The following is an 18630-nucleotide window of genomic DNA, read 5'->3' as shown; positions in this document are numbered from 1 at the left end:
GGGGCGCCCCACCAGGCGCCCCGAGAGACTATGCGCTGGCGACTGCTTCTACCGGAGCCGTCTCGCGCCGCTTCATGAGCGCAGTGCGGCGGACGACGCACACGAGCTCGTTGTTCTGGTTGTACCCGCGGTGCTCGATACCCACGATTCCGGTTTCCGGCCGTGAGTTGGAGACCCGCTTGTCCAAAGCTTCCGTCTCCACACGCAAGGTGTCGCCGAAGAAGACCGGCTTGGGGAACTCGATGTCGCGGAAGCCGAGGTTGCCCAGGGTGGTCCCGAGGGTGGTGTCCTGGACGGGCACGCCGGTGACAACGCCCAACGTAAAGATGCTGTTGACGATCTGCCTGCCGTACATGCTCTTGGCCGCGAACTCAGCGTCCAGGTGCAACGGCTGCACGTTCATGGTCAGCGTGGTGATGAGCAGGTTATCCGTCTCGGTGACGGTCCGCGTGACTTCGTGGCGGATTACTTCGCCTACCTGGAAGTCTTCGTAGTACATTCCGGCCATGGTGTGTCTCCTGTAAGTTATCGGGCCTGGTGGCCAGTTGGTGCTTAGTTGCTGCCCGCGAAGGCGAGTGCCTGGCGGGCGTGGTTGGCGTGGGCGAGGTCGATGTGGTCGCCGCGGTAGGAAACAGCCCCGTGTCCCTGGCGCTGGCCTTCCTCGAATGCCTCCACAAGGCCTTGGTAGTAGCCCCGCATGGAGTCGGAGAGTCCGTACGATTCGTTGGCCACGGGCGCGTGCGAAGGATGGATCAACACCTGCCCCGTGTAGCCGAGCCCGTGGTTGGCAGAGGCGAAGGCCTTCAGCCCCTCAAGGTTGTGGACTTCCTGCCAGAGGCCCAGGACGATGCTGCGGAGCCCGGCAGAACGCGCCGCGACCACCACTTTGCTGCGGAGGTACAGGGTTTCGATCCCTTCGGCCGTCCACGCGAAGCCCACCTCGCGGGAGACGTCCGCGTCCTTCGCGGCCGCTGCCATGACTCCACCCACCCGTGGGCCGGCGAGGATCTCGTCCACCTTGTTGATGGAGGCAGCCGTTTCCAGCGAAGGAATCAGTTCCACGGTCCCCTTGGGCACGTCATTCAGGATCTCGCCGGCGGATACCAGGGCGTCGAAGCGGACCACATCATCCCGCGAGAAGAGCTTCGGCAGCAGGAAACCGGTCAGCCTGGCGTGCGTGGTTTCCGCGATGTCCTTGCCGAAGTGCACGGTGTCCAGGGCGTTCGGACGGATCAGGATTCCCTTGTCACTGCTGTGGGCGTCCAGGGCGTCCTTGGCGTTGGCCCGCGCCAAGGCCTTGTCCGCTTCCGGAACGGAGTCCTCGAGGTCGATGATGATGGCGTCGGCTTCAGAGGCCAGTGCTTTGTCGATCCAGCTTCGCTTGTGGCCGGGGACAAAGAGGATTGAACGGAAGGGCTTCATCAGGCTGCACCTTCCAGGACGAGCTGGGTAAGCAGGGTTCCTGCGGCCATGGAATCGCCGACCACTGCGTGGATGGGTCCTACGATGCCGGCCGCCGGCGCCTGGATGGGGTTCTCCATCTTCATCGCCTCAAGGACGAAGAGGACATCGCCCGGGGCTACCATCTGGCCTTCTTCGACGTTGACCTTGATGATGGTTCCCTGCATGGGGGCCTTGACGCTGCCGTCACTGGCCTTGCCCTTGCCGCGGGCCCGGGTGCTGCGTGTCCGCTGCCCGGCCGACGCTTCCTCGGCGGGAGCGGCGGGGTACGCAGCCGTGGCGCCCGCGAAAGCTCCCGGGCGGTCGGAGAACTGCGGAATGATGTAGAACCGGCCGCCCACCTCAACCTCGTTGCGGGCCAGTGGTTCTTCTTCTTCCGGTTCCTCCGAGAAGTCGACCTTCTCTTCCAACCAGCGGGTGGTGAACTGAGCCGATTTGAAGTCCTCGTGCCGGATGACTGCCAGCGAGGCGGGGACGGTGGTGGGGACGCCGCGGACGAGCAGTTCCTGGAGTCCCTGTTCCAGCCTGGCCAGCGCGGTCTCGCGGTCCGGGCCGTAGGCGATGAGCTTGCCGATCAGGCTGTCGTAGTAAGGCAGGACCTCGTCACCGCTTTGGTAGCCTGCATCGAAACGGAGCCCCTCGCCTTCAGGTGCCTTCAGCTCCTCGATGAGTCCCGGAGCGGGGAGGAATCGTCCGCCGGCGACATCTTCGGCGTTGATGCGGGCCTCGATGGCGGCACCCTGCGGCACCAGCGAATCACGGATGCTGAGTTCCTCGCCGGCGGCAACCTTGATCTGTTCCGCGATGAGGTCCACGCCGTGCACCATCTCGGTGACCGGGTGCTCCACCTGGATACGGGTGTTCATCTCCAGGAAGTAGAAGTTCTCCCCCTCCACCAGGAATTCCACGGTTCCTGCTCCGGTGTAGCCGACCTGCTCGGCAAGCCGGACTGCGGCGGCCCCCATGGCGGCACGCAGTTCCGCGGACAGGCCCGGGGCCGGTGACTCTTCGACGAGCTTCTGGTGGCGGCGCTGCACGGAGCAGTCCCTGTCACCCACGTAGACGGTGTTGCCCAGTTTGTCCGCGAAGACCTGCACCTCTACGTGCCGGGCACTGGTCAGGTACCGCTCCAAGTAAACTTCCCCGTTGCCGAAGGCTGCGGTCGCTTCACGGACCGCTGCGGCTACGGCTTCCTCAGCTTGCTCCTCCGACTCCACGAGGCGCATGCCACGGCCTCCCCCGCCGGCAGAGGCCTTCACCAGGATCGGGTAGCCGTGCTGTGCGCCGAAAGCGATCACATCGGCCGCACCGGAGATCGCGTCCCGTGAGCCGGGTGCAAGAGGCACCTCGGCGGCGACCGCAACAGCGCGGGCAGCCACCTTCTCTCCCATGGTGGAGATGGCTTCGGGGCTGGGGCCGATGAATGCCAGTCCGGCGTCCACCACAGCCTTGGCAAAGGCTGCGTTTTCAGAGAGGAAGCCGTAGCCGGGGTGGATCGCCTCTGCGCCGGTCTCCAGGGCTGCGCCGATGATGCGCTCGATGTTCAAGTAGTTCTCGCTGGCTGCGCCTGCACCCAGGTTCACGGCCTCATCGGCTTCGCGGACGTGCATCGACGCAGAGTCGGCCTCGGAGTGGACAGCCACGGACTTGATGCCAAGCGAACGGCAGCTGCGGATGACCCGTACGGCAATTTCGCCACGGTTGGCGATCAGGATTTTGCTAAACATGGTGGTTCCTTGTCGTGTCTTAAAGTCGGGGCGTCAGCGGAGGACGCAGCGGTTGCTCGCGGAGCCGAGGGTGTTGATGCTCGTTTCAAGGATGGAACCGGCCTCAAGGAACTCCTTGGGGTTCATTCCATCTCCAACCCCGCCCGGGGTGCCGGTGAGGATGACGTCTCCGGCCCGCAGCGTGGTGATGGCCGAAATATATTGGATGAGCTCCACCGGGCCGAAGACCAGTTCCCCTGTGCGAGAGTGCTGCTTGGTGACCCCGTCCACGGAGCAGCTGATATCGAGGTCCGGCTCAGCTCCTGTCTCGTCCGAGGTGACGAAGTAGGGGCCCAGGGGTGTGGTTTGGTCGAACGTCTTGCCTTGGAGCCACTCCGGCGTGCGGCGTTGGAAGTCACGGGCGCTGACATCGTTGGCTACCGAGAAACCGGCGACGGCGTTCCTCGCCTCAGTTTGGTCCGCGCGGTTAACGGTGGTGCCGACAACCACGGCCAGCTCCGCTTCCCAATCGACGCTGGCAGAGCCGGGCGGGAGCACGATATCGTCGTGCGCTCCGATCAGTGAGTCGGAGAACTTGGCGAACAGGGTGGGATGTTCGGGCAGTTCCCGGCCCATCTCAAGGATGTGGTCCCGATAGTTCAGCCCGACGCAGATGATCTTCCGCGGTTCGGTAATCACCGGCGCGAAGTCGGCGTCGTCCGGGCTGACGGGTGAGCCGGCCGCCAATCCCGACCACTCCGGAGCCCCGGCCCTCAGCCAGGCCCCCACGTCGGTGAAGTCGAGCGGAACCAGCTTGCCGCCGTCGAGCACTGCCGCCCGCGTTCCGTTTTCAGTGCGGATTGTTGCCAGTTTCATGCGTTCCATCCCAGATTTACTTTGAGCTGGCTCTTCACCAGTTTTCCTGCTGCGGACCGGGGCAGTTCCTCCGGTCGCATGAACACCATCTTTTTGGGGATCTTGTAGCCGGCCAGGTGCTGGCGAAGGAACGCCGAGAGCTCTGCGGCATCGACGCTGACTCCGCTGCGCAATACCACGACAGCCCGGACTTCCTCATCCCACTTGGGATCCGGAACACCGACGACGACGGCCTCCAGGACGGAGGGGTGCATGTGCAGGATCTGCTCGATCTCGGCTGAGTACACATTTTCCCCGCCCGTCTTGATCATTTCCTTGAGGCGGTCGCGGAAGTAGAAGTAGCCGCGTTCATCGCGGGTAGCGAGGTCTCCGGTGTGCAGCCAACCACCCAGCATTGCTTCTGCCGTGGCATCCGGGCGACCGTAGTAGCCGGTCATGATGCCTGGCCCGCGCACGCAGATCTCGCCGAGTTCTCCAGGAGCCACTTCCTGTCCCAAGGGATCCTGCAGCTGGGCTTCCACCAGGAAGTACTCCGTACCGATCGAGCCGTCCACCGCAGGATCCAGCATGTCCGAGGGCTTGAGCCTGGTGACCATGGGACCGGCTTCAGTGAGGCCGTAGCGGAAATAGAGCTCCGTTCCAGGGAGCATTTCCGTAAAGAGTTGCTTGTCCGGCATGCGAAGCAAGCCGGCGCCGGTGTGCACGGCCTTCAGGTTCTTGCGGATAGCCGGATCGCCAAGGACGCCCGTGTCCATGAGCTTGCGCATCATGTTGGGGATCATGAACGTATTGGTGATCGACTCCCGGCCGACCAGGTCAACCACGGATTCTTCAGTGAATTTCTCCGCTATGACACTCGTGGCGCCCGCGATGAAATGTGGCACGAGCCAGCACAGCAGGCCTGCGGAATGGAAGAGCGGAGTGACAATCAGTCCGCGTTCGTTTTCCCGGCTGCCGACTCCGCAGTCGTACATTTCATTAATCGCGTTCGCCATGGCCGAGCGGTGGGACAATACGACGCCTTTGGGGGTACCCGTACTGCCGCCGGTGTAGATGATGCACAGAGCCGACTCAGGTGTGGCCACATCTTCGATGGGGCCGGTGCCGACGCGAAGCGCCTCGATCTCGCGACCCTGCCGGACCACCATTGGCAGTTCCTTGTCGCCTTCGGCGAGGATCTGCAACGCCTCTTCGAGGAGCGGAAGGTGCGCTTCCTCGGCGAGGATGACCTTGGCTTCCGTTTCCAGGATCCCTGCAGCCAGCTCAGCCGGGGCCCACCGCCAGTTGTAGGCGATGTAGACACCCCCGGCAGCGGCGGTACCAAAGAAGGCTTCGGCGTTGAACACTGAATTTCCGGCCAGTACTCCCACGCCCGTGCCGTGGACCACGCCCGCGTCCCTCAGTCCCCTGGCCAACTGCCACGCCCTCTCGGCGGCCTCGCCGAAGGTGACTCTGCCGTCGACGCCGACGAACGCTTCCCTCGCGGGATTGCGTCGGCTGTTCAGCCGGATCCAGTCTCCAATAGTTCGCATCGTTGCCTCTCTGGAACCAAAAATCTGCTGTCAGAAAGCTGCCGACATTGGCAACTCCTTCGATACGAACAAGCGTACGTCCGAACGAGCGTTTGTGCAATGTGCCACAGAGAATTAGGCGGGTTTTTGAAGGATGTGGGCTCAGGCACCCTCGACGCGGAGCTCACGGAGGGCCATGCGGGTGTAGATCTCCACGATTTCGTCCAGGGACATGCGCCCGCCCGGCTTGAACCACCCTGCAATGTGCGTTGCTTGGGCAACAAAGCTGTAAACATGAAGGCGCGCATCCACCACATCGGCCAGCCCCGCGCGGCCGGCCTCCTCGATCAGGTCCTGCAGGAGCAGTTCATACTCGTGGCGCTTGGCGATCACCACGTCCCGCGCTTCCTTGGAAAGGGAGCGCAATTCGGCGTTGCCAATGAAGACTTCGCGGGCGCGCTCAGCATGGAATTTCAGGTGCGCGGCCAGGGCGGCCCGAAGCCTGGCGACGGCATCACCGTCGAAGTCGATCGCCAGCTTCATGGAAGCCATCAGGTCATTCATGATGCCGCCCATGATCTGGAGCAGCAGGTGCTCCTTGCTGTCGATGTGGTTGTAAAGGCTCCCCACGCGGAGCCCTGACGCCGCGGCAACCTGGCGCAGGCTGGTGGCGTCATACCCGCGCTCGAAGAACAATTTGGCGGCCTCGGCCCGAATTACTTCGGCGCTGCTCCGCTCCACAAGCTCCGTCATTGCTGCCACCTTTTCTGTGATGCGCCGGCATTTTTCCTTGTCCGCCACGCCGGATTGCAGCGTGGGGCGGGCGGGCGCGCATGTTGACTTTCCTGTCACAACCTCGTTCACTGAAACTTGAACGTACGAACGATCGTACTCCTTGGATTGAAGGTGTGTCTTGTTCGATCAGCTTTTTCAGCCAATGGACCTTGGCGGCCAGACCCTGCCCAATCGCATGGTCCTTCCGCCCCTGACGCGAAGCCGGGCCGGGGACAACGGCGTCCCCACTCCCCTCATGGCGGAGTACTACCGTCAGCGCTCGGGTGCCGGGTTGGTCATCAGCGAGGGCACGGTGGTTTCACCGCAGGGCGCTTCCTACGCAAGGGTGCCCGGGCTTTATTCAGAGCATCAAGTACAGGGCTGGCGGCCCGTGGTGGCAGCGGCAAAGTCCCAAGGAGCTGCGGTCTATGCCCAGTTGTGGCATGTGGGACGGCAGGCCCATTCTTCCGTGCAGCCCGACGGCGGCAAGCCCTGCGCGCCGTCGGCCATCGCCATCACGGGATGGCAGTACAGGAGCCCGCAGGGCCGGGTCCCCTTCGAAGAGCCGCGTGAGCTCAGCATCCACGGAATCCGGGAAATCGTGGAGCAGTTCGCCGTGGCAGGACGCAACGCCATGGCTGCCGGCTTTGACGGAGTGGAACTGCACGCGGCAAACGGCTACCTCTTCGACCAGTTCCTCAACTCCAGCTCGAACCGACGGACCGACCAATACGGCGGATCCGTGGAGAACCGTCTGCGCTTCCTCAACGAGGTCATCGACGCCGTCAGTTCCCATGTGCCTGCAAACAGGATCGGCGTGCGCATTTCGCCATCCTCAACGTGGATGGACGTCTTCGATCCTGACAAGCGCGCCCTTTACTGTGCCCTGGTCCGCAGCATCAGCCCGCGCGGCCTCGCCTACCTCCATCTGGTGGAGCCGGGAATCGCCGGAGCAGTGGACAGCGCCGACCACGCAGAACCCATCACCAGCTCCGAGCTGGGCGCACTCTTCGACGGTCCCGTCATCGTCACCGGCGGGCACACACCGCGAACAGCGGCAGCGACCATCGGATCCGGGGAAGCGGACCTCGTGGGCTTCGGAAGGCTCTTCATCTCCAACCCGGACCTGCCGCTGAGGGTCCGGTTGGGTGCCGAGCTGGCCGGGCTCCGCCCTGAAGGCCTTTACGGCGGCGGGCCCAAGGGTTACACAGACTATCCCGCACTTCAAACTGCCAACTGAAATCCGGACCAGAGAGGGACCAGACCATGTCCGAGCAAAACACCGCCACGCAGCGCAACCTCAATGTGCTGATTACGGGAGCCGCGGGCGGTATGTGCCGCGGTATCAACAAGCGGCTGGGCAACGCCGGACACACGCTGGTGTGCGTCGACCTGGACCTGGAACGCTGCCAAGCCGCCGTCGACGAACTCCGCGCACAAGGAATCAACGCTCATGCGTTCGCCGCGGACGTGACGCGGGAGGACGACGTCGAGCGGTTGCGTGCCGCTGTCAACGAGACGGTGGGTGAGGTCCACGCACTGGTCAACGCTGCCGGAATCCTGGATCGGAAGATGCTCTTGGACCACAGCGTCGCGTCCTTCTCACGGGCGATCGACATCAACCTGGTGGGGCCGTTTGCGCTCATCCGAGCCTTCGCGGAGGACCTGCTCGCCGCCAACTGGGGCCGTATTGTCAACGTCTCCTCCATTGCCGGGACCACCGGCTACCCCTACCCGAGCTATGCCGCATCCAAGGCCGGGCTCTCCAACCTCACCCGCTCGCTGCTGGTGGATTTCTGGGGCACCGGCATCACCGTCAATTCCGTGTGCCCGGGCGTAGTGGACACACCCATGGTGATCCGGGAAGTGCGCGACCAGGTTCCCAACAAGGTACCCACAGGCAAGATCGTGGACCCCGATGAGATCGGCGCCCTGATTGCGTTCCTGTTGACTGATGATGCGCGGAGCATCAACGGCGCGGACCTGGTGATCGACGGCGGGGCCACCCAGGTCTTCCGCCTGTTCGACCCCGCCCAAGGCTGAACGCGTGGAGATCACCGGCACGCGGCAGCGCGAGGCGTGGTTGAACAAAGTCCAACCTCCTGTCGAGAACGTCGGCGAAGGGTTGTGGTCCATCCCCGTAGTGTTCCCGGGCAACCCCATGCGTTACACGCTGTCCTACCTTCTTTTCAGCGGCCCTGACTACCTTGTCATCGACCCGGGCTTCGACAGCCCGCAAGGACGGTTGGACCTGCAGGCAGGCCTCCGGGCAGCCGGTGTTGGGCTGACAGACGTCACGGGCATTGTGGCGACGCACTTTCACACGGACCACCTGGGAATGGCGTCCTGGCTGAGGAGACGGTCAGGCGCCTGGCTTGCGCTGGGCCAGGCCGAGCAGCGCCATATCTCTGTCTTTGACGATCCCGCCGTCGAGAGCGAAGCGGACCGGGCCCGCATGCGCTCGTGGGGCGTCCCCGAAGGCCGGCTCGATGAAGCTGCCATGAACGTGGACAAGCTAATGCATCTCAAGCAGCTTGCGGATCCGGATCTTCGGCTGGGCGACGGTGACGCGGTCCCCATCCACGGTCGGCCGCTCACCGTCGTCGAAACCCCCGGCCACACACCCGGCCACATCTGCCTCCGCGACGCCGGCCGCGAAGTCTTCCTCAGCGGAGACCACGTACTGCCGCGCATCTCCCCCAACGTTTCCCTGGAGATCCGCGGCGACGCCGACCCCCTGCGCAGCTGCATGGAATCCCTTGGGCGTTTGGAGGCGGAGACGCACTTCGAGGTCCTGCCGGCCCACGAATACCGCTTCAGGGGACTCCGGGACCGGGTGCTGGCACTGAAATCCATGAACTTGGAGCGCTCGGAAGAAGTAATGCGGGAACTGGAGGCGCAGGGGAACCCCACTGTGTGGTCAGTCGCGTCGCGGCTCACGTGGTCCCGCGGCTTCGATTCCCTGGGGAACCTCCAGCTCCGGCTGGCCCTCAGCGAAACAGCCGCCCACCTTCAATACCTGCGCACTTCGGGCGTGAACCACACCGTTGAAGGGCTCCCGACGGCGGAACCCGCCTTAATAGGGACGGCCCACCGGGGCGTGGGGTCGAACTGCGCAGGCCTGAACTGCTGAATGCCTGATCTGCAATGGCCAAAAGGGCCGGATCCCGACGGATCCGGCCCTTTTGGTCTTCAGCTTGTCCGCGCCTTACGAAACAGGGACTGCTTCCACAGGCTCAAGGTCAACCTCGACCTCTTCAGCCAGGAACCACTGCATGTCGGCCAGGAACTCATGCTCGTGCTCGAACAGTTTCCGGGCTTCTTCACCCGAGTACGCAATCTTCACACCAGCAACCGAATCGAACCAGAGCTCGGCCATCCCGTTGAACGGCCACTCCTTGCGGTGCTCGATCGCCGGGTTCTGCCTGTAGCGCCGCAGCCCGGGAAGTTTGCGTACCAGGACGGGATGTTCGACGTTCCACTTGTACAGGAACTCATCCCGGCTCACGCCCTCCTTGGCTTTGAGGACTGCCACCACTTTGATCATCCGCGTCCCCCTAGGCCGGCGTGACAGCTTGGCGGCGCTCCACCGGCACGGCTTTGCGGCGGCCGTAGAGGTCCAGGCGGACCATCAGGTCCGAGCGCAGCTCATTGGCGGGGACCACAGCCTCAACGGCGTTGGCATTGGCGATCTTGAAGACGTCGATTCCCTCGGCGTACTCGGCCTGCTTCTCGGCAATGAACTTGCGGCGCTCTTCCGGATCCTCGATTTCGTGGATCTGGTTGTAGTAGACGCCGTTCACGGCAGCGTCCGGGCCCATGAGGGCGGGGCGGGCCGTCGGGAGGGCGATGACGGCATCCGGGTTCATGGGAGCGCCGGACATTGCCAGGTAGCCGCCGCCGTAGGCCTTGCGGACCAGCACGGTGATGCGCGGGACGCGGCACTCTGAGACTGCGAAGATCATCTTGGCGCCGTGACGGATGATGCCCTGGCGTTCCACGGCCGAACCGATCATGTACCCGGCAATATCCACCAGGAAGATGATGGGGATGTTGTAGGCGTTGCAGATCCAGATGAAGCGTGCGGCCTTGTCCGAGGAATCAGGGAAGATCGAGCCGCCCATGTGCTTCGGCTGGTTTCCCACCAAGCCCACTGGACGTCCACCGATTCGGGCGAAGCCGGTCAGCATCTCCGGCGCGAAGAGTTCCTTATACGGGAACCAGCTGCCTTCATCCACCAAGGATTCAACGAACTCCTCCATGTCGAAGACCTCGGCCTCCCGAAGGGGGACGATCTCCTGCAGCGTGCGGCCAGGGCGCGGTTCAAGGGCGGGGGCCAAGGGTGCGGGTTGCTCCCAGTTGGCCGGGAGGAAGCTGAGCCAAACGCGGATTGCGGCGATGGCTTCTGCATCATCTTCAACCAGGACGTCACCCAGGCCGGAGACGCTGCAGTGCATTTCCGCGCCACCCATTTCCTCAAGAGTGACCTTCTCGCCGGTGACCATTTCGGCCAGGCGGGGCGAACCCAGATAGGCCGTGGCATGGCCTCGGACCATGATGGTCATGTCGCACAGCGCGGGAACGTAAGCCGAACCGGCCGGGGACGGACCGAAGAGTGCGCACACCTGCGGGACACGGCCGGAGATCTGGACCTGGTTGTAGAAGATGTTGCCCCAGGCATGGCGGCCCGCGAAGCTCTCGAACTGCTCGTCGATGCGCGCACCGGCGGAATCGAACAGGTAAATGAGCGGGATTCCCGCGGCGTTGGACTTCTCTTGGGCTGCGGTGATCTTCTCGAAGGTCCGGTTGCCCCAAGTGCCGGCCTTGACGCTGTAGTCGTTCGCGATGACGCACACCTGGCGGCCGTCGACGCGACCGAACGCGATAACGACGGCGTCTCCCGGGAGCCCGTCTTCGAACCGGGCCAACAGGCCGTCTTCAATGTATTCGTTGTCGTCGAACAGCAGGGCGAGGCGCTCACGCACCAGCAGCTTGCCGGATTCAATGATCTTCTTTCGGTTCTTCTCTGAACCGCCCAGCCGCGACTGTTCGAGCTTCTCCTGGAGAAGTTCGTGCACGGTGGGGGCTTCGGCGGTCGCCGTCGACGCCTCTACTTCCGTGATGGTGGTGCTCATACAGGCCTCCAGTTGAAACAGCAGGGTAAATACTTAGGTGTCTCAGTATTGGAGCGAGCGATCGCTCGCCTCATCCGCTACGAGCGGTAGTCGATCTCCAGGTCAACGATGTCCTGGTCCTCGAGGTTCACCACGATGTTGTCCGGCGTGCGGGTGGTCATCCAGACCAGCTCTTCAGTTTTGCTGGCGTTGCCTTCAATGTGCGGCATGTACGGCGGAACGAAGACGAAGTCCCCTTCTTCGAGGTAGACGATCTCGCTATAGCCTTCGCCGTACCGGATGAAGCCGCGGCCCTTGAGCACGTAGCCACCCGTGTTGGCCTCGCCATGGTGGTGGGCGCCTGAGATTTCGCCCGGACCCGTGTAGACCTTGCCGAACCAAAGGCGCTCTACCGGGCTGTTTTCCTTGCTCACGCCGGAGATGCGGCGGGCGTTCTGCGTCTGGCCAGGCGCAGCTTCAAGTTCGCTCGCCCGGTGAACGCGGAAAATGTCGGTGTTCTTGTTGATGTCGAAGGCGACGTCAGTAGTCATCGCTGGTCCTTTCGAAGTCGAATCGAGGCACGTTCCGGATCGTCCAATAGCGAAGAACGAACGTCCTTTAGTAAGTATCCAGCGAGGACGGCACCAGGTCAAGACGAACGTTTGTACGTATCGGAAAAAAGTTAGGCCGGCTCTTCATGGGCGGTCCGCAGCAAAGGCTACAGAAGCTCTCGGATGAGGGAAGTTGCCGCTTTCAGGCAATACAGCCTGTCAAGCGTGTCCAGGATCTCCATCGCCGACTGTTCGGCATGTCTGGTCCCGGATCGGCTGGCCATCGCTTGGATTGCCGCAACGCCGAGGTCCGGTCGCAGGGAGACGGTCTCGTAAGCGAAATCTTTGGCGCTGACAATCTGGATGCCACTCGGGATCTTGTCGACTGGGAAGTCACGAAAGTTGGCAGTAACTATACTTCCCGCTCCACCGACCACTGCTGCGGCCAGCACGTGTTCATCGTCGGGGTCGGGCAATCCGTAGGACCCGTCTAGCCCTTCCCAGTTCTTCACGATCGCATCCGGAAAGTGAAGCCGCAGCTGAGTACTCAGGTGAAGCGCTTTTTTCGCTGCACCCTGTTCTGAATCACCCCGTTTGATGCGCTTCCGCTCTTCATTCACCTCAACCTCTTCGATAATGGCTTCACTGAAGACAAAGCGGTACGCCCCCTCAAACGCCAGCGACAGCAAAAAGTTACGTTGAGTGCTGGGCCAGAGGACACAACTGTCAAGCAGGGCGGTGAACATACTCCTTAGAGTTTCACTTTTGTCGAGCTCGGCGTCTGCGGCCTGCTTCTGCTCGGGCGTACTTTAGGTCCTCGATAAGTGTCGCGGGGTCTTCATCATCGATGGCACCAAGTGAAGCTAATGCTGCGTGCTGCTCAGCTTTCCTCTCGTTCTTGAAAGCCAAAACATCCTCAAGCCTGACTCGTCGATGGGTGGCCGGTTTCTCAAACGGAATTTTGCCTGCATCAAGAAGCTTCACGAGCGTGGGACGCGTTACGCCAAGGAGTTCTGCGGCCTGTTGTGTAGTGAGCGTCATGGAACTCGGAGTGATTGTGACGGCCAGTCCCTTACGCATAGCTTCAACAGCCTTGACCAGCACATCGTAGATTTCAGAAGGGATCTCCACCTGATCGCCCGCGGCGGATCCTGACAGGAAGAATTGCGGCCGCGGCGCAGCCCCAGTCCGCTCAGTGTGCGCCTCCATGAAGTCGTAAATTTGGCCAGCTTTCAGAGCTTCGGGGGCGAAAAAGGTTTCCTTGACGGGGGCGGGACTTGTGCTCATGGCAGCAGGCTCTCTGGGCTGTGTACTTACGCTTGTCGCTTTTTCGTTTTTTTCGTTTATCTTTTCCTCATCGTAATGCCGCATGGCAGCGCTGTCGAGCGTGGCGACGAACTCATGGGTGTACTGCAAGACTTCGGCGGCAGACACGAGGCCGGCGCCCGACGCACAAAAGCCGCCTGCCGCCGTCGTACTCTTCCCGTGAAGTACGACGGCGGCAGGCGGCTTTCGCGTTAGGCGCCGCGTCAGGGCGTCAGGCAGGGACCTTTCCGGTGGCGACGACCTTGGGTGCTTCCGCGGCAGGTCCGCCGGGGACGCCCTGGGCGTAGAGCCAGTCGTTGTACTGGAAGTCGTTGTCCTTGCGGCTCTTGAAGAGCAGGTTGCGGAGGGTACGGCCGATACCGGAGACGTGCCACGATTCGCCCCAAACGCGGGCTGTGCGCTGGACCCGTGCGGTGCGCTCCGCGCGGGCTACATTGAAGGCCCGGATAGCGTCGTCCCAACCCGCCGGGTTGATTCCGTCCTCAGTGAATACCGTTCCAGCGCTGGCGTCCTGCAGTACTGCGGCGTCTTCGAGTGCCTGGCATGCGCCCTGGGCGAGGTACTGGAGCATGGGGTGGGCCGAGTCGCCCATCAGGACCATGCGGCCGGACACCCAGTTTTCGATCGGATCGCGGTCATACATGGGCCAGCGGATGCCGGTGCCCAGATTGGCCAGGGCTGCCTGCACCGCCGGGATGCAGTCCTTGTAAGCGGCCTCGAGCTCATCCACGCCGCCGTATTGCTCCTCGCCGCTTTCGAACGAAGGCGACTTGAACACGGCCACCGTGTTGAGGAGCTCGCCCTTACGCAGCGGGTACTGCACCAAGTGGCAGTCCGGCCCGAGGTAGACCACCACGTCCTCAAGATCGGCTTTGGGTGTTTCATCCGTAATGGGCACGGTTCCGCGGTAGGCAACGTAGGCCGAAGAGACCGGCTCGTCGTTTGCCACCAGCGGACGCAGGGTGGACTTCAAACCGTCGGCGCCGATGACGACGTCCGCTTCATAGTCCACGCCAGCCTCGGTGTGCACGATCCCCCGGCCGTTCACCGTTTCCACGCTCTCAACCATGACGTCGTTCACCAGCTTCACGCCTGCCTCCTGGCACCCTTCAAGGAGGACCCGGTGCAGGTCGCTGCGGTGGATCACAACATATGGTGCCCCGTAGCGTTCCTCAAACTCCCCCTTGAGGCTCTGGCGCGTCAGTTCCTCGCCGGTCACCGCATCACGGAAAACCAAATGCTTGGGTTGCACTCCGATTTCCAATGCCTTTTCCAGCAGGCCCCAGCGCTTGAGGACACGGGTGGCGTTCGGTGCCATCTGCAGCCCCGCACCCACTTCCCCGAACTCCGGCGCGCGTTCCACCAGGGTGACGTTCGCCCCGTTCTCGCGCAGTGCGAGGGCTCCGGCAAGGCCGGCCATTCCCCCTCCAACAACCAGGACATCAGTAGCTGCGCCGCTCTCCGTCATGTGCTTGCTCCTTGGAATGTGGCCCCGATGCTTTCTGCAAAGGGAACGGTTGATGTGTTTCCCCTACTGTCAGGACCGTTGGCACGCGTTACCAATACAATTCTGTTGTGCAGAAGAAAACCGTTGCCTCCTCCGTGTCCAAGCCACTGCAGAAGCGGCCCACGTATTCCATCGAAGCAGTGGACAATGCGCTGGTCCTTCTCCAGTTGCTCCGCGACGGCGGGGCCTTGCGGCTCAAGGATGCCGCTGCCGAGTTGGGCGTTGCGCCCTCAACGGCGCACCGCCTCCTGGCGATGCTCGTCTACCGCGGCTTCGCAGTCCAGGACGAAAACAGGCGCTATGTGCCCGGCCCGGCCATGGGCGTAGGCCCTGCCGGACTCAGCTGGACCAGGATGCTGCGCGAGCTTGCCCAGCCGCACATGGAACTCCTTTCGGCGCAGCTCAACGAGACCGTCAACCTCATGGTCCGGGTGGGAACAAAAGTGCGCTTCCTGGCAACCGTCGAAGGCAGCAATGTGTTGCGGATCGGAGATCGCCAAGGAGCGGTACTGCCCGCCAACCTGACCTCCGGCGGCAAAGCGATGCTCGCCGAATTGGAGCCGGCAATGGTGGAGCAGCTGTTCCGCAGCCACAATGCCGAAATCGGGGGTGACACTATTTCGGACCGGGACTACCCCGCATTCACGCGGGACCTGGAGTCCGTCCGGAACAACGGATTCGCGGCGAACTTCGAAGGTACCGAGGAAGACGTCAGCGCCCTGGGCATGGCCCTGCACAACAGGCATGGCGCGGTGGTGGGCGCCCTGTCGGTCGCCATGCCGTCCACCCGCTTCCGTAAAGTGTTCGACGACGGATTGGTCGCCGCCCTGCGCGGCACCTGCCGGCAACTTGAGGTGGACATCGCGGCCAATCCGGCGGACCCCGGGTAGCCACTGTCCTGCCTTAGATTCTGTACAGCAGAATCTTCTGTGCCGTAACCCAAAACCTTCCTAGGTTTGAACAAATCCGTTCGGACCCATTGAGGAGGGCCCCGTGTCCATCAGCGCCGAGAACACGACTCACGAATCCGTGGCCGCCAGCCACGCCTTGCCGGAACCGACTCCCGAGGAGCAGGCCCAGCTGGACCAGCTCTACAGGGACTTCGACAGGGAGAACCTGGTCCCGCTGTGGAGCGACATCGGAAACCTCATGCCGATGGTCCCGGCACCGAAAGCCATCCCGCACGTATGGCGTTGGGACGATCTCTATCCCCTGGCCGCCCGCGCCGGCGATCTGGTTCCCGTGGGCCGCGGCGGGGAACGCCGCGCCATCGCGTTGGCAAACCCCGGCCTGGCCGGCGCCCCGTACGCCACCCCCACGCTCTGGGCCGCCATCCAGTACCTGGGCCCGTGCGAAGTCGCTCCGGAACACCGCCACTCCCAGAATGCGTTCCGTTTTGTGGTGGAAGGTGAAGGCGTCTGGACCGTCGTCAACGGCGATCCCGTAGCCATGCGCCGCGGCGACTTCCTGCTCACTCCCGGTTGGCACTTCCACGGCCACCACAATGACACTGACCAGCCCATGGCCTGGATCGATGGGCTGGACATCCCCTTCGCGCACTACGCTGACGCCGGGTTCTTCGAGTTCGGCACCGAGCGGGTCACCGACGAGGCAACCCCGGATATCTCCCGGTCCGAGCGGCTCTGGGCCCACCCAGGGCTGCGTCCGCTCTCCGGCCTGCAGGACACTACCAACTCCCCCATCGCTGCATACCGCTGGGAACACACCGACGCCGCCCTGCGCGAACAACTCCTGCTCGAGGACGAAGGACACCCGGCCACTGTTTCCCAGGGCCACGCCGCCATCCGGTACTCCAACCCGACCACGGGCGGGGATGTCATGCCCACCATCCGGGCAGAATTCCACCGCCTCCGCGCCGGAGCTTCCACCGAGCCCCTCCGCGAGGTCGGCTCCAGCGTCTGGCAGGTCTTCGAAGGCACAGGAACCGCTGTGCTGAACGGCGAAACCAAGCAGCTGGCCAAGGGCGACCTGTTCGTGGTGCCGTCCTGGCAGGAATGGTCCCTGCAGGCCGGGACTGAATTCGATCTTTTCCGGTTCAGCGACGCCCCGATCTACGAACGACTGAACTTCAACCGCAGCTACTCCGAAGGACGCAACAAGTAATGAGACTCCTCACCCTCCGCACCGAAACCCCCTCCGGCAAGGGCACCGTAGCCGTCCGCCAGGACGGAGACACCCTCACCGAGATCCCCGGCTTCGCCGACGTCGGCGAGCTCCTGGCCAGCCCCAACTGGGAAGAAACCGCCAAGGCGGCCAACGGCGCAACGCACGCGCTGGACGGCGCCGACCTCGCCGCCGTCGTACCGGCACCGGGCAAAATCATCTGCGTAGGCCACAACTACCGCAACCACATCAAGGAAATGGGCCGCGAAGTTCCCGCACACCCTACCCTGTTCGCGAAATACCAGGAATCGTTGATCGGCCCGAACGACGACCTCGCGTTGCCGCAGGAATCGGACACCGTGGACTGGGAATCGGAGCTCGCAGTGATCATCGGCAAGAAGGGCCGCCGCATCTCCGAGGCCGACGCCGCCGACCACATCGCAGGGTACGCCGTGCTCAACGACGTCTCCATGCGCGACTACCAGTTCCGCACCATCCAGTGGCTGCAGGGCAAGACTTGGGAAAACTCCACCCCGTTCGGCCCGGCGCTGGTCACCAAGGACGAGTTCAGCGGAGGCCTCATGACCACGGCAGTTGATGGCGAAATCCAGCAACAGACCCCCACCAATGACGTGGTGTTCACCCCGGAATTCCTGGTCTCCTACATCTCCACCATCATCACCCTGAATCCCGGAGACGTGATCGCCACCGGCACCCCAGGCGGCGTGGGCCACGCCCAGGAGCCCAAGCGCTACCTGCAGGAAGGCGAACTCCTGACCACCACCATCGAAGGCCTCGGCCAACTGAACAACCGCGTGGTCAAGGAAGCCTGATGGTCGCCCGCCACGACCTCACCACCGATCCGCGCCTGCAGGAAGACCTCCTGCAGGCGCGGCGCGGGACCGCGTTCTTCGCCCGCAAACTCAACGAACTCACAGACGAAGAGCTCGACGGCGGCACCCGCCTCCCCGGGTGGACCCGCCGCCACCTTGTGGCACACGTGGGCTACAACGCACGGGCCATCGCGCGCCTTATCGAATGGGCCGGCACCGGCGTTGAGACGCCCATGTACTCTTCGCCCGAAGCGCGGGGCGAGGAAATCCAATTCGGCGCCACGCTCTCCCCCATCGCCCTGCGGAATCTGTTCGGCCACTCCGCTGTGCACCTGTCTGTGGAGTGGCGGGATCTTCCCGACGCCGACTGGTCCAACGAGGTCCGCACCGCCCAGGGACGCACGGTCCCGGCATCGGAAACGGCCTGGATGCGCACCCGCGAAGTGTGGATGCACGCCGTCGACTTGGACAACGGCGCCACCTTCAATGACATCCCCGCCCCCGTACTGGAACGGCTCCTGAAGGACATCACGTCCGCTTGGCGTACCCGCGAAACGGACACCGGACTCCTCATCAAGGTCACCGGCACTGCCGAGAACGGCACCGATCTCACGTTCGGCGACACAAGCGCCGCCGACCCCACGTTCGTCAGCGGACCTCTTGCCGCCGTCGTCGAATGGGCCGCCGGACGCGGCAACAGCGGGGTGACAGCCGCCGGGCCGGATGCACGGGCCGGCGAGGTGCCCGCTGCGCCCATGTGGATCTAGGCCGTAACGGAATAGACGCCTCCACGCTCATTTCTCCAGCTTGATGCTACCGCTTCGCCTGCACGCGCTTGCCTGAATGG

19 protein-coding genes are annotated in these 18630 nt (G+C 63.4%); 7 read left to right on the top strand and 12 right to left on the bottom strand.

What is annotated here, in order from left to right; genetic code table 11:
* Positions 1 to 28: 28 nt before the first annotated feature.
* From AUR_RS12080 to AUR_RS12055, 6 genes are all read right to left on the bottom strand, one after another.
* A complete protein-coding gene (locus tag AUR_RS12080; protein WP_062094755.1) occupies positions 29 to 508 on the bottom strand; it encodes a MaoC family dehydratase in 480 nt (159 codons plus the stop codon).
* A gap of 44 nt (positions 509 to 552) precedes the next feature.
* Positions 553 to 1422 carry an HpcH/HpaI aldolase/citrate lyase family protein gene (locus AUR_RS12075; protein WP_062094753.1) on the bottom strand — a complete coding sequence of 290 codons (870 nt, stop codon included), beginning with the start codon at positions 1420 to 1422 and terminating at the stop codon, positions 553 to 555.
* A complete protein-coding gene (locus AUR_RS12070) occupies positions 1422 to 3188 on the bottom strand; it encodes an acetyl/propionyl/methylcrotonyl-CoA carboxylase subunit alpha (RefSeq protein ID WP_062094751.1) in 1767 nt (588 codons plus the stop codon). The genes AUR_RS12075 and AUR_RS12070 overlap by 1 nt, the downstream gene beginning before the upstream one ends.
* Positions 3189 to 3221: 33 nt before the next feature.
* On the bottom strand, positions 3222 to 4043 hold the full coding sequence (locus AUR_RS12065; protein ID WP_062098950.1) for a fumarylacetoacetate hydrolase family protein: 822 nt from the start codon (positions 4041 to 4043) through the stop codon (positions 3222 to 3224).
* Complete coding sequence (locus AUR_RS12060) at positions 4040 to 5575, bottom strand: class I adenylate-forming enzyme family protein (RefSeq protein ID WP_062094749.1); 1536 nt, start codon at positions 5573 to 5575, stop codon at positions 4040 to 4042. Before AUR_RS12060 ends, AUR_RS12065 begins: the two co-directional genes overlap by 4 nt.
* Positions 5576 to 5716: 141 nt before the next feature.
* Positions 5717 to 6307 (bottom strand): TetR/AcrR family transcriptional regulator, encoded by a 591-nt coding sequence (locus AUR_RS12055; RefSeq protein WP_031216133.1) that lies wholly within the window; start codon positions 6305 to 6307, stop codon positions 5717 to 5719.
* A gap of 160 nt (positions 6308 to 6467) precedes the next feature.
* On the opposite strand from AUR_RS12055, the gene AUR_RS12050 reads away from it, so the two are divergent.
* From AUR_RS12050 to AUR_RS12040, 3 genes are read left to right on the top strand one after another with little or no spacing between them, the layout of a single operon-like run.
* The gene (locus AUR_RS12050; protein WP_031216134.1) at positions 6468 to 7568 is read left to right on the top strand and encodes an alkene reductase; all 1101 of its coding nucleotides are present in this window, start codon (positions 6468 to 6470) and stop codon (positions 7566 to 7568) included.
* A 26-nt stretch (positions 7569 to 7594) separates the two neighbouring features.
* Positions 7595 to 8371, top strand: a complete 777-nt coding sequence (locus AUR_RS12045) for an SDR family NAD(P)-dependent oxidoreductase (RefSeq protein ID WP_021471188.1) — start codon at positions 7595 to 7597, stop codon at positions 8369 to 8371.
* Between the two features lie 4 nt (positions 8372 to 8375).
* Complete coding sequence (locus AUR_RS12040; RefSeq protein ID WP_062094746.1) at positions 8376 to 9461, top strand: MBL fold metallo-hydrolase; 1086 nt, start codon at positions 8376 to 8378, stop codon at positions 9459 to 9461.
* A 75-nt stretch (positions 9462 to 9536) separates the two neighbouring features.
* On the opposite strand, the gene AUR_RS12035 is transcribed toward AUR_RS12040, so the two are convergent.
* From AUR_RS12035 to AUR_RS12010, 6 genes are all read right to left on the bottom strand, one after another.
* Positions 9537 to 9875 carry an EthD family reductase gene (locus tag AUR_RS12035; RefSeq protein ID WP_021471190.1) on the bottom strand — a complete coding sequence of 113 codons (339 nt, stop codon included), beginning with the start codon at positions 9873 to 9875 and terminating at the stop codon, positions 9537 to 9539.
* A gap of 10 nt (positions 9876 to 9885) precedes the next feature.
* Complete coding sequence (locus AUR_RS12030) at positions 9886 to 11463, bottom strand: acyl-CoA carboxylase subunit beta (protein WP_062094744.1); 1578 nt, start codon at positions 11461 to 11463, stop codon at positions 9886 to 9888.
* A 77-nt stretch (positions 11464 to 11540) separates the two neighbouring features.
* The gene (locus tag AUR_RS12025) at positions 11541 to 11993 is read right to left on the bottom strand and encodes a cupin domain-containing protein (protein ID WP_021471192.1); all 453 of its coding nucleotides are present in this window, start codon (positions 11991 to 11993) and stop codon (positions 11541 to 11543) included.
* 167 nt (positions 11994 to 12160) lie between these two features.
* Positions 12161 to 12739: a PIN domain-containing protein gene (locus tag AUR_RS12020; RefSeq protein WP_062094743.1), complete on the bottom strand. Its 579-nt coding sequence runs from the start codon at positions 12737 to 12739 to the stop codon at positions 12161 to 12163.
* Between the two features lie 13 nt (positions 12740 to 12752).
* Positions 12753 to 13427, bottom strand: a complete 675-nt coding sequence (locus tag AUR_RS12015; protein ID WP_021471195.1) for a helix-turn-helix domain-containing protein — start codon at positions 13425 to 13427, stop codon at positions 12753 to 12755.
* 103 nt (positions 13428 to 13530) lie between these two features.
* Complete coding sequence (locus AUR_RS12010; protein ID WP_062094740.1) at positions 13531 to 14787, bottom strand: FAD-dependent oxidoreductase; 1257 nt, start codon at positions 14785 to 14787, stop codon at positions 13531 to 13533.
* A 107-nt stretch (positions 14788 to 14894) separates the two neighbouring features.
* Here AUR_RS12010 and AUR_RS12005 point away from each other — a divergent pair, with 107 nt between their 5' ends.
* The 4 genes from AUR_RS12005 to AUR_RS11990 all read left to right on the top strand — a co-directional run bounded on the left by AUR_RS12005 (position 14895) and on the right by AUR_RS11990 (position 18550).
* Positions 14895 to 15716, top strand: a complete 822-nt coding sequence (locus tag AUR_RS12005) for an IclR family transcriptional regulator (protein ID WP_021471197.1) — start codon at positions 14895 to 14897, stop codon at positions 15714 to 15716.
* 103 nt (positions 15717 to 15819) lie between these two features.
* Positions 15820 to 16950, top strand: coding sequence for a cupin domain-containing protein (locus AUR_RS12000; RefSeq protein WP_062094739.1), 1131 nt, complete (start codon positions 15820 to 15822; stop codon positions 16948 to 16950).
* Entirely contained in the window at positions 16950 to 17783 is an 834-nt protein-coding gene (locus AUR_RS11995; RefSeq protein ID WP_062094737.1) for a fumarylacetoacetate hydrolase family protein, read from the top strand. Before AUR_RS12000 ends, AUR_RS11995 begins: the two co-directional genes overlap by 1 nt.
* Positions 17783 to 18550, top strand: a complete 768-nt coding sequence (locus AUR_RS11990) for a maleylpyruvate isomerase family mycothiol-dependent enzyme (protein ID WP_062094735.1) — start codon at positions 17783 to 17785, stop codon at positions 18548 to 18550. The genes AUR_RS11995 and AUR_RS11990 overlap by 1 nt, the downstream gene beginning before the upstream one ends.
* The last annotated feature ends 80 nt before the right edge of the window (positions 18551 to 18630 follow it).

Source organism: Paenarthrobacter ureafaciens (assembly GCF_004028095.1).
In the GTDB taxonomy this organism is placed as follows: domain Bacteria; phylum Actinomycetota; class Actinomycetes; order Actinomycetales; family Micrococcaceae; genus Arthrobacter; species Arthrobacter ureafaciens.
Note: the sequence above shows the minus strand (reverse complement) of the source record. Positions and strands in the feature narration are given on the sequence as shown.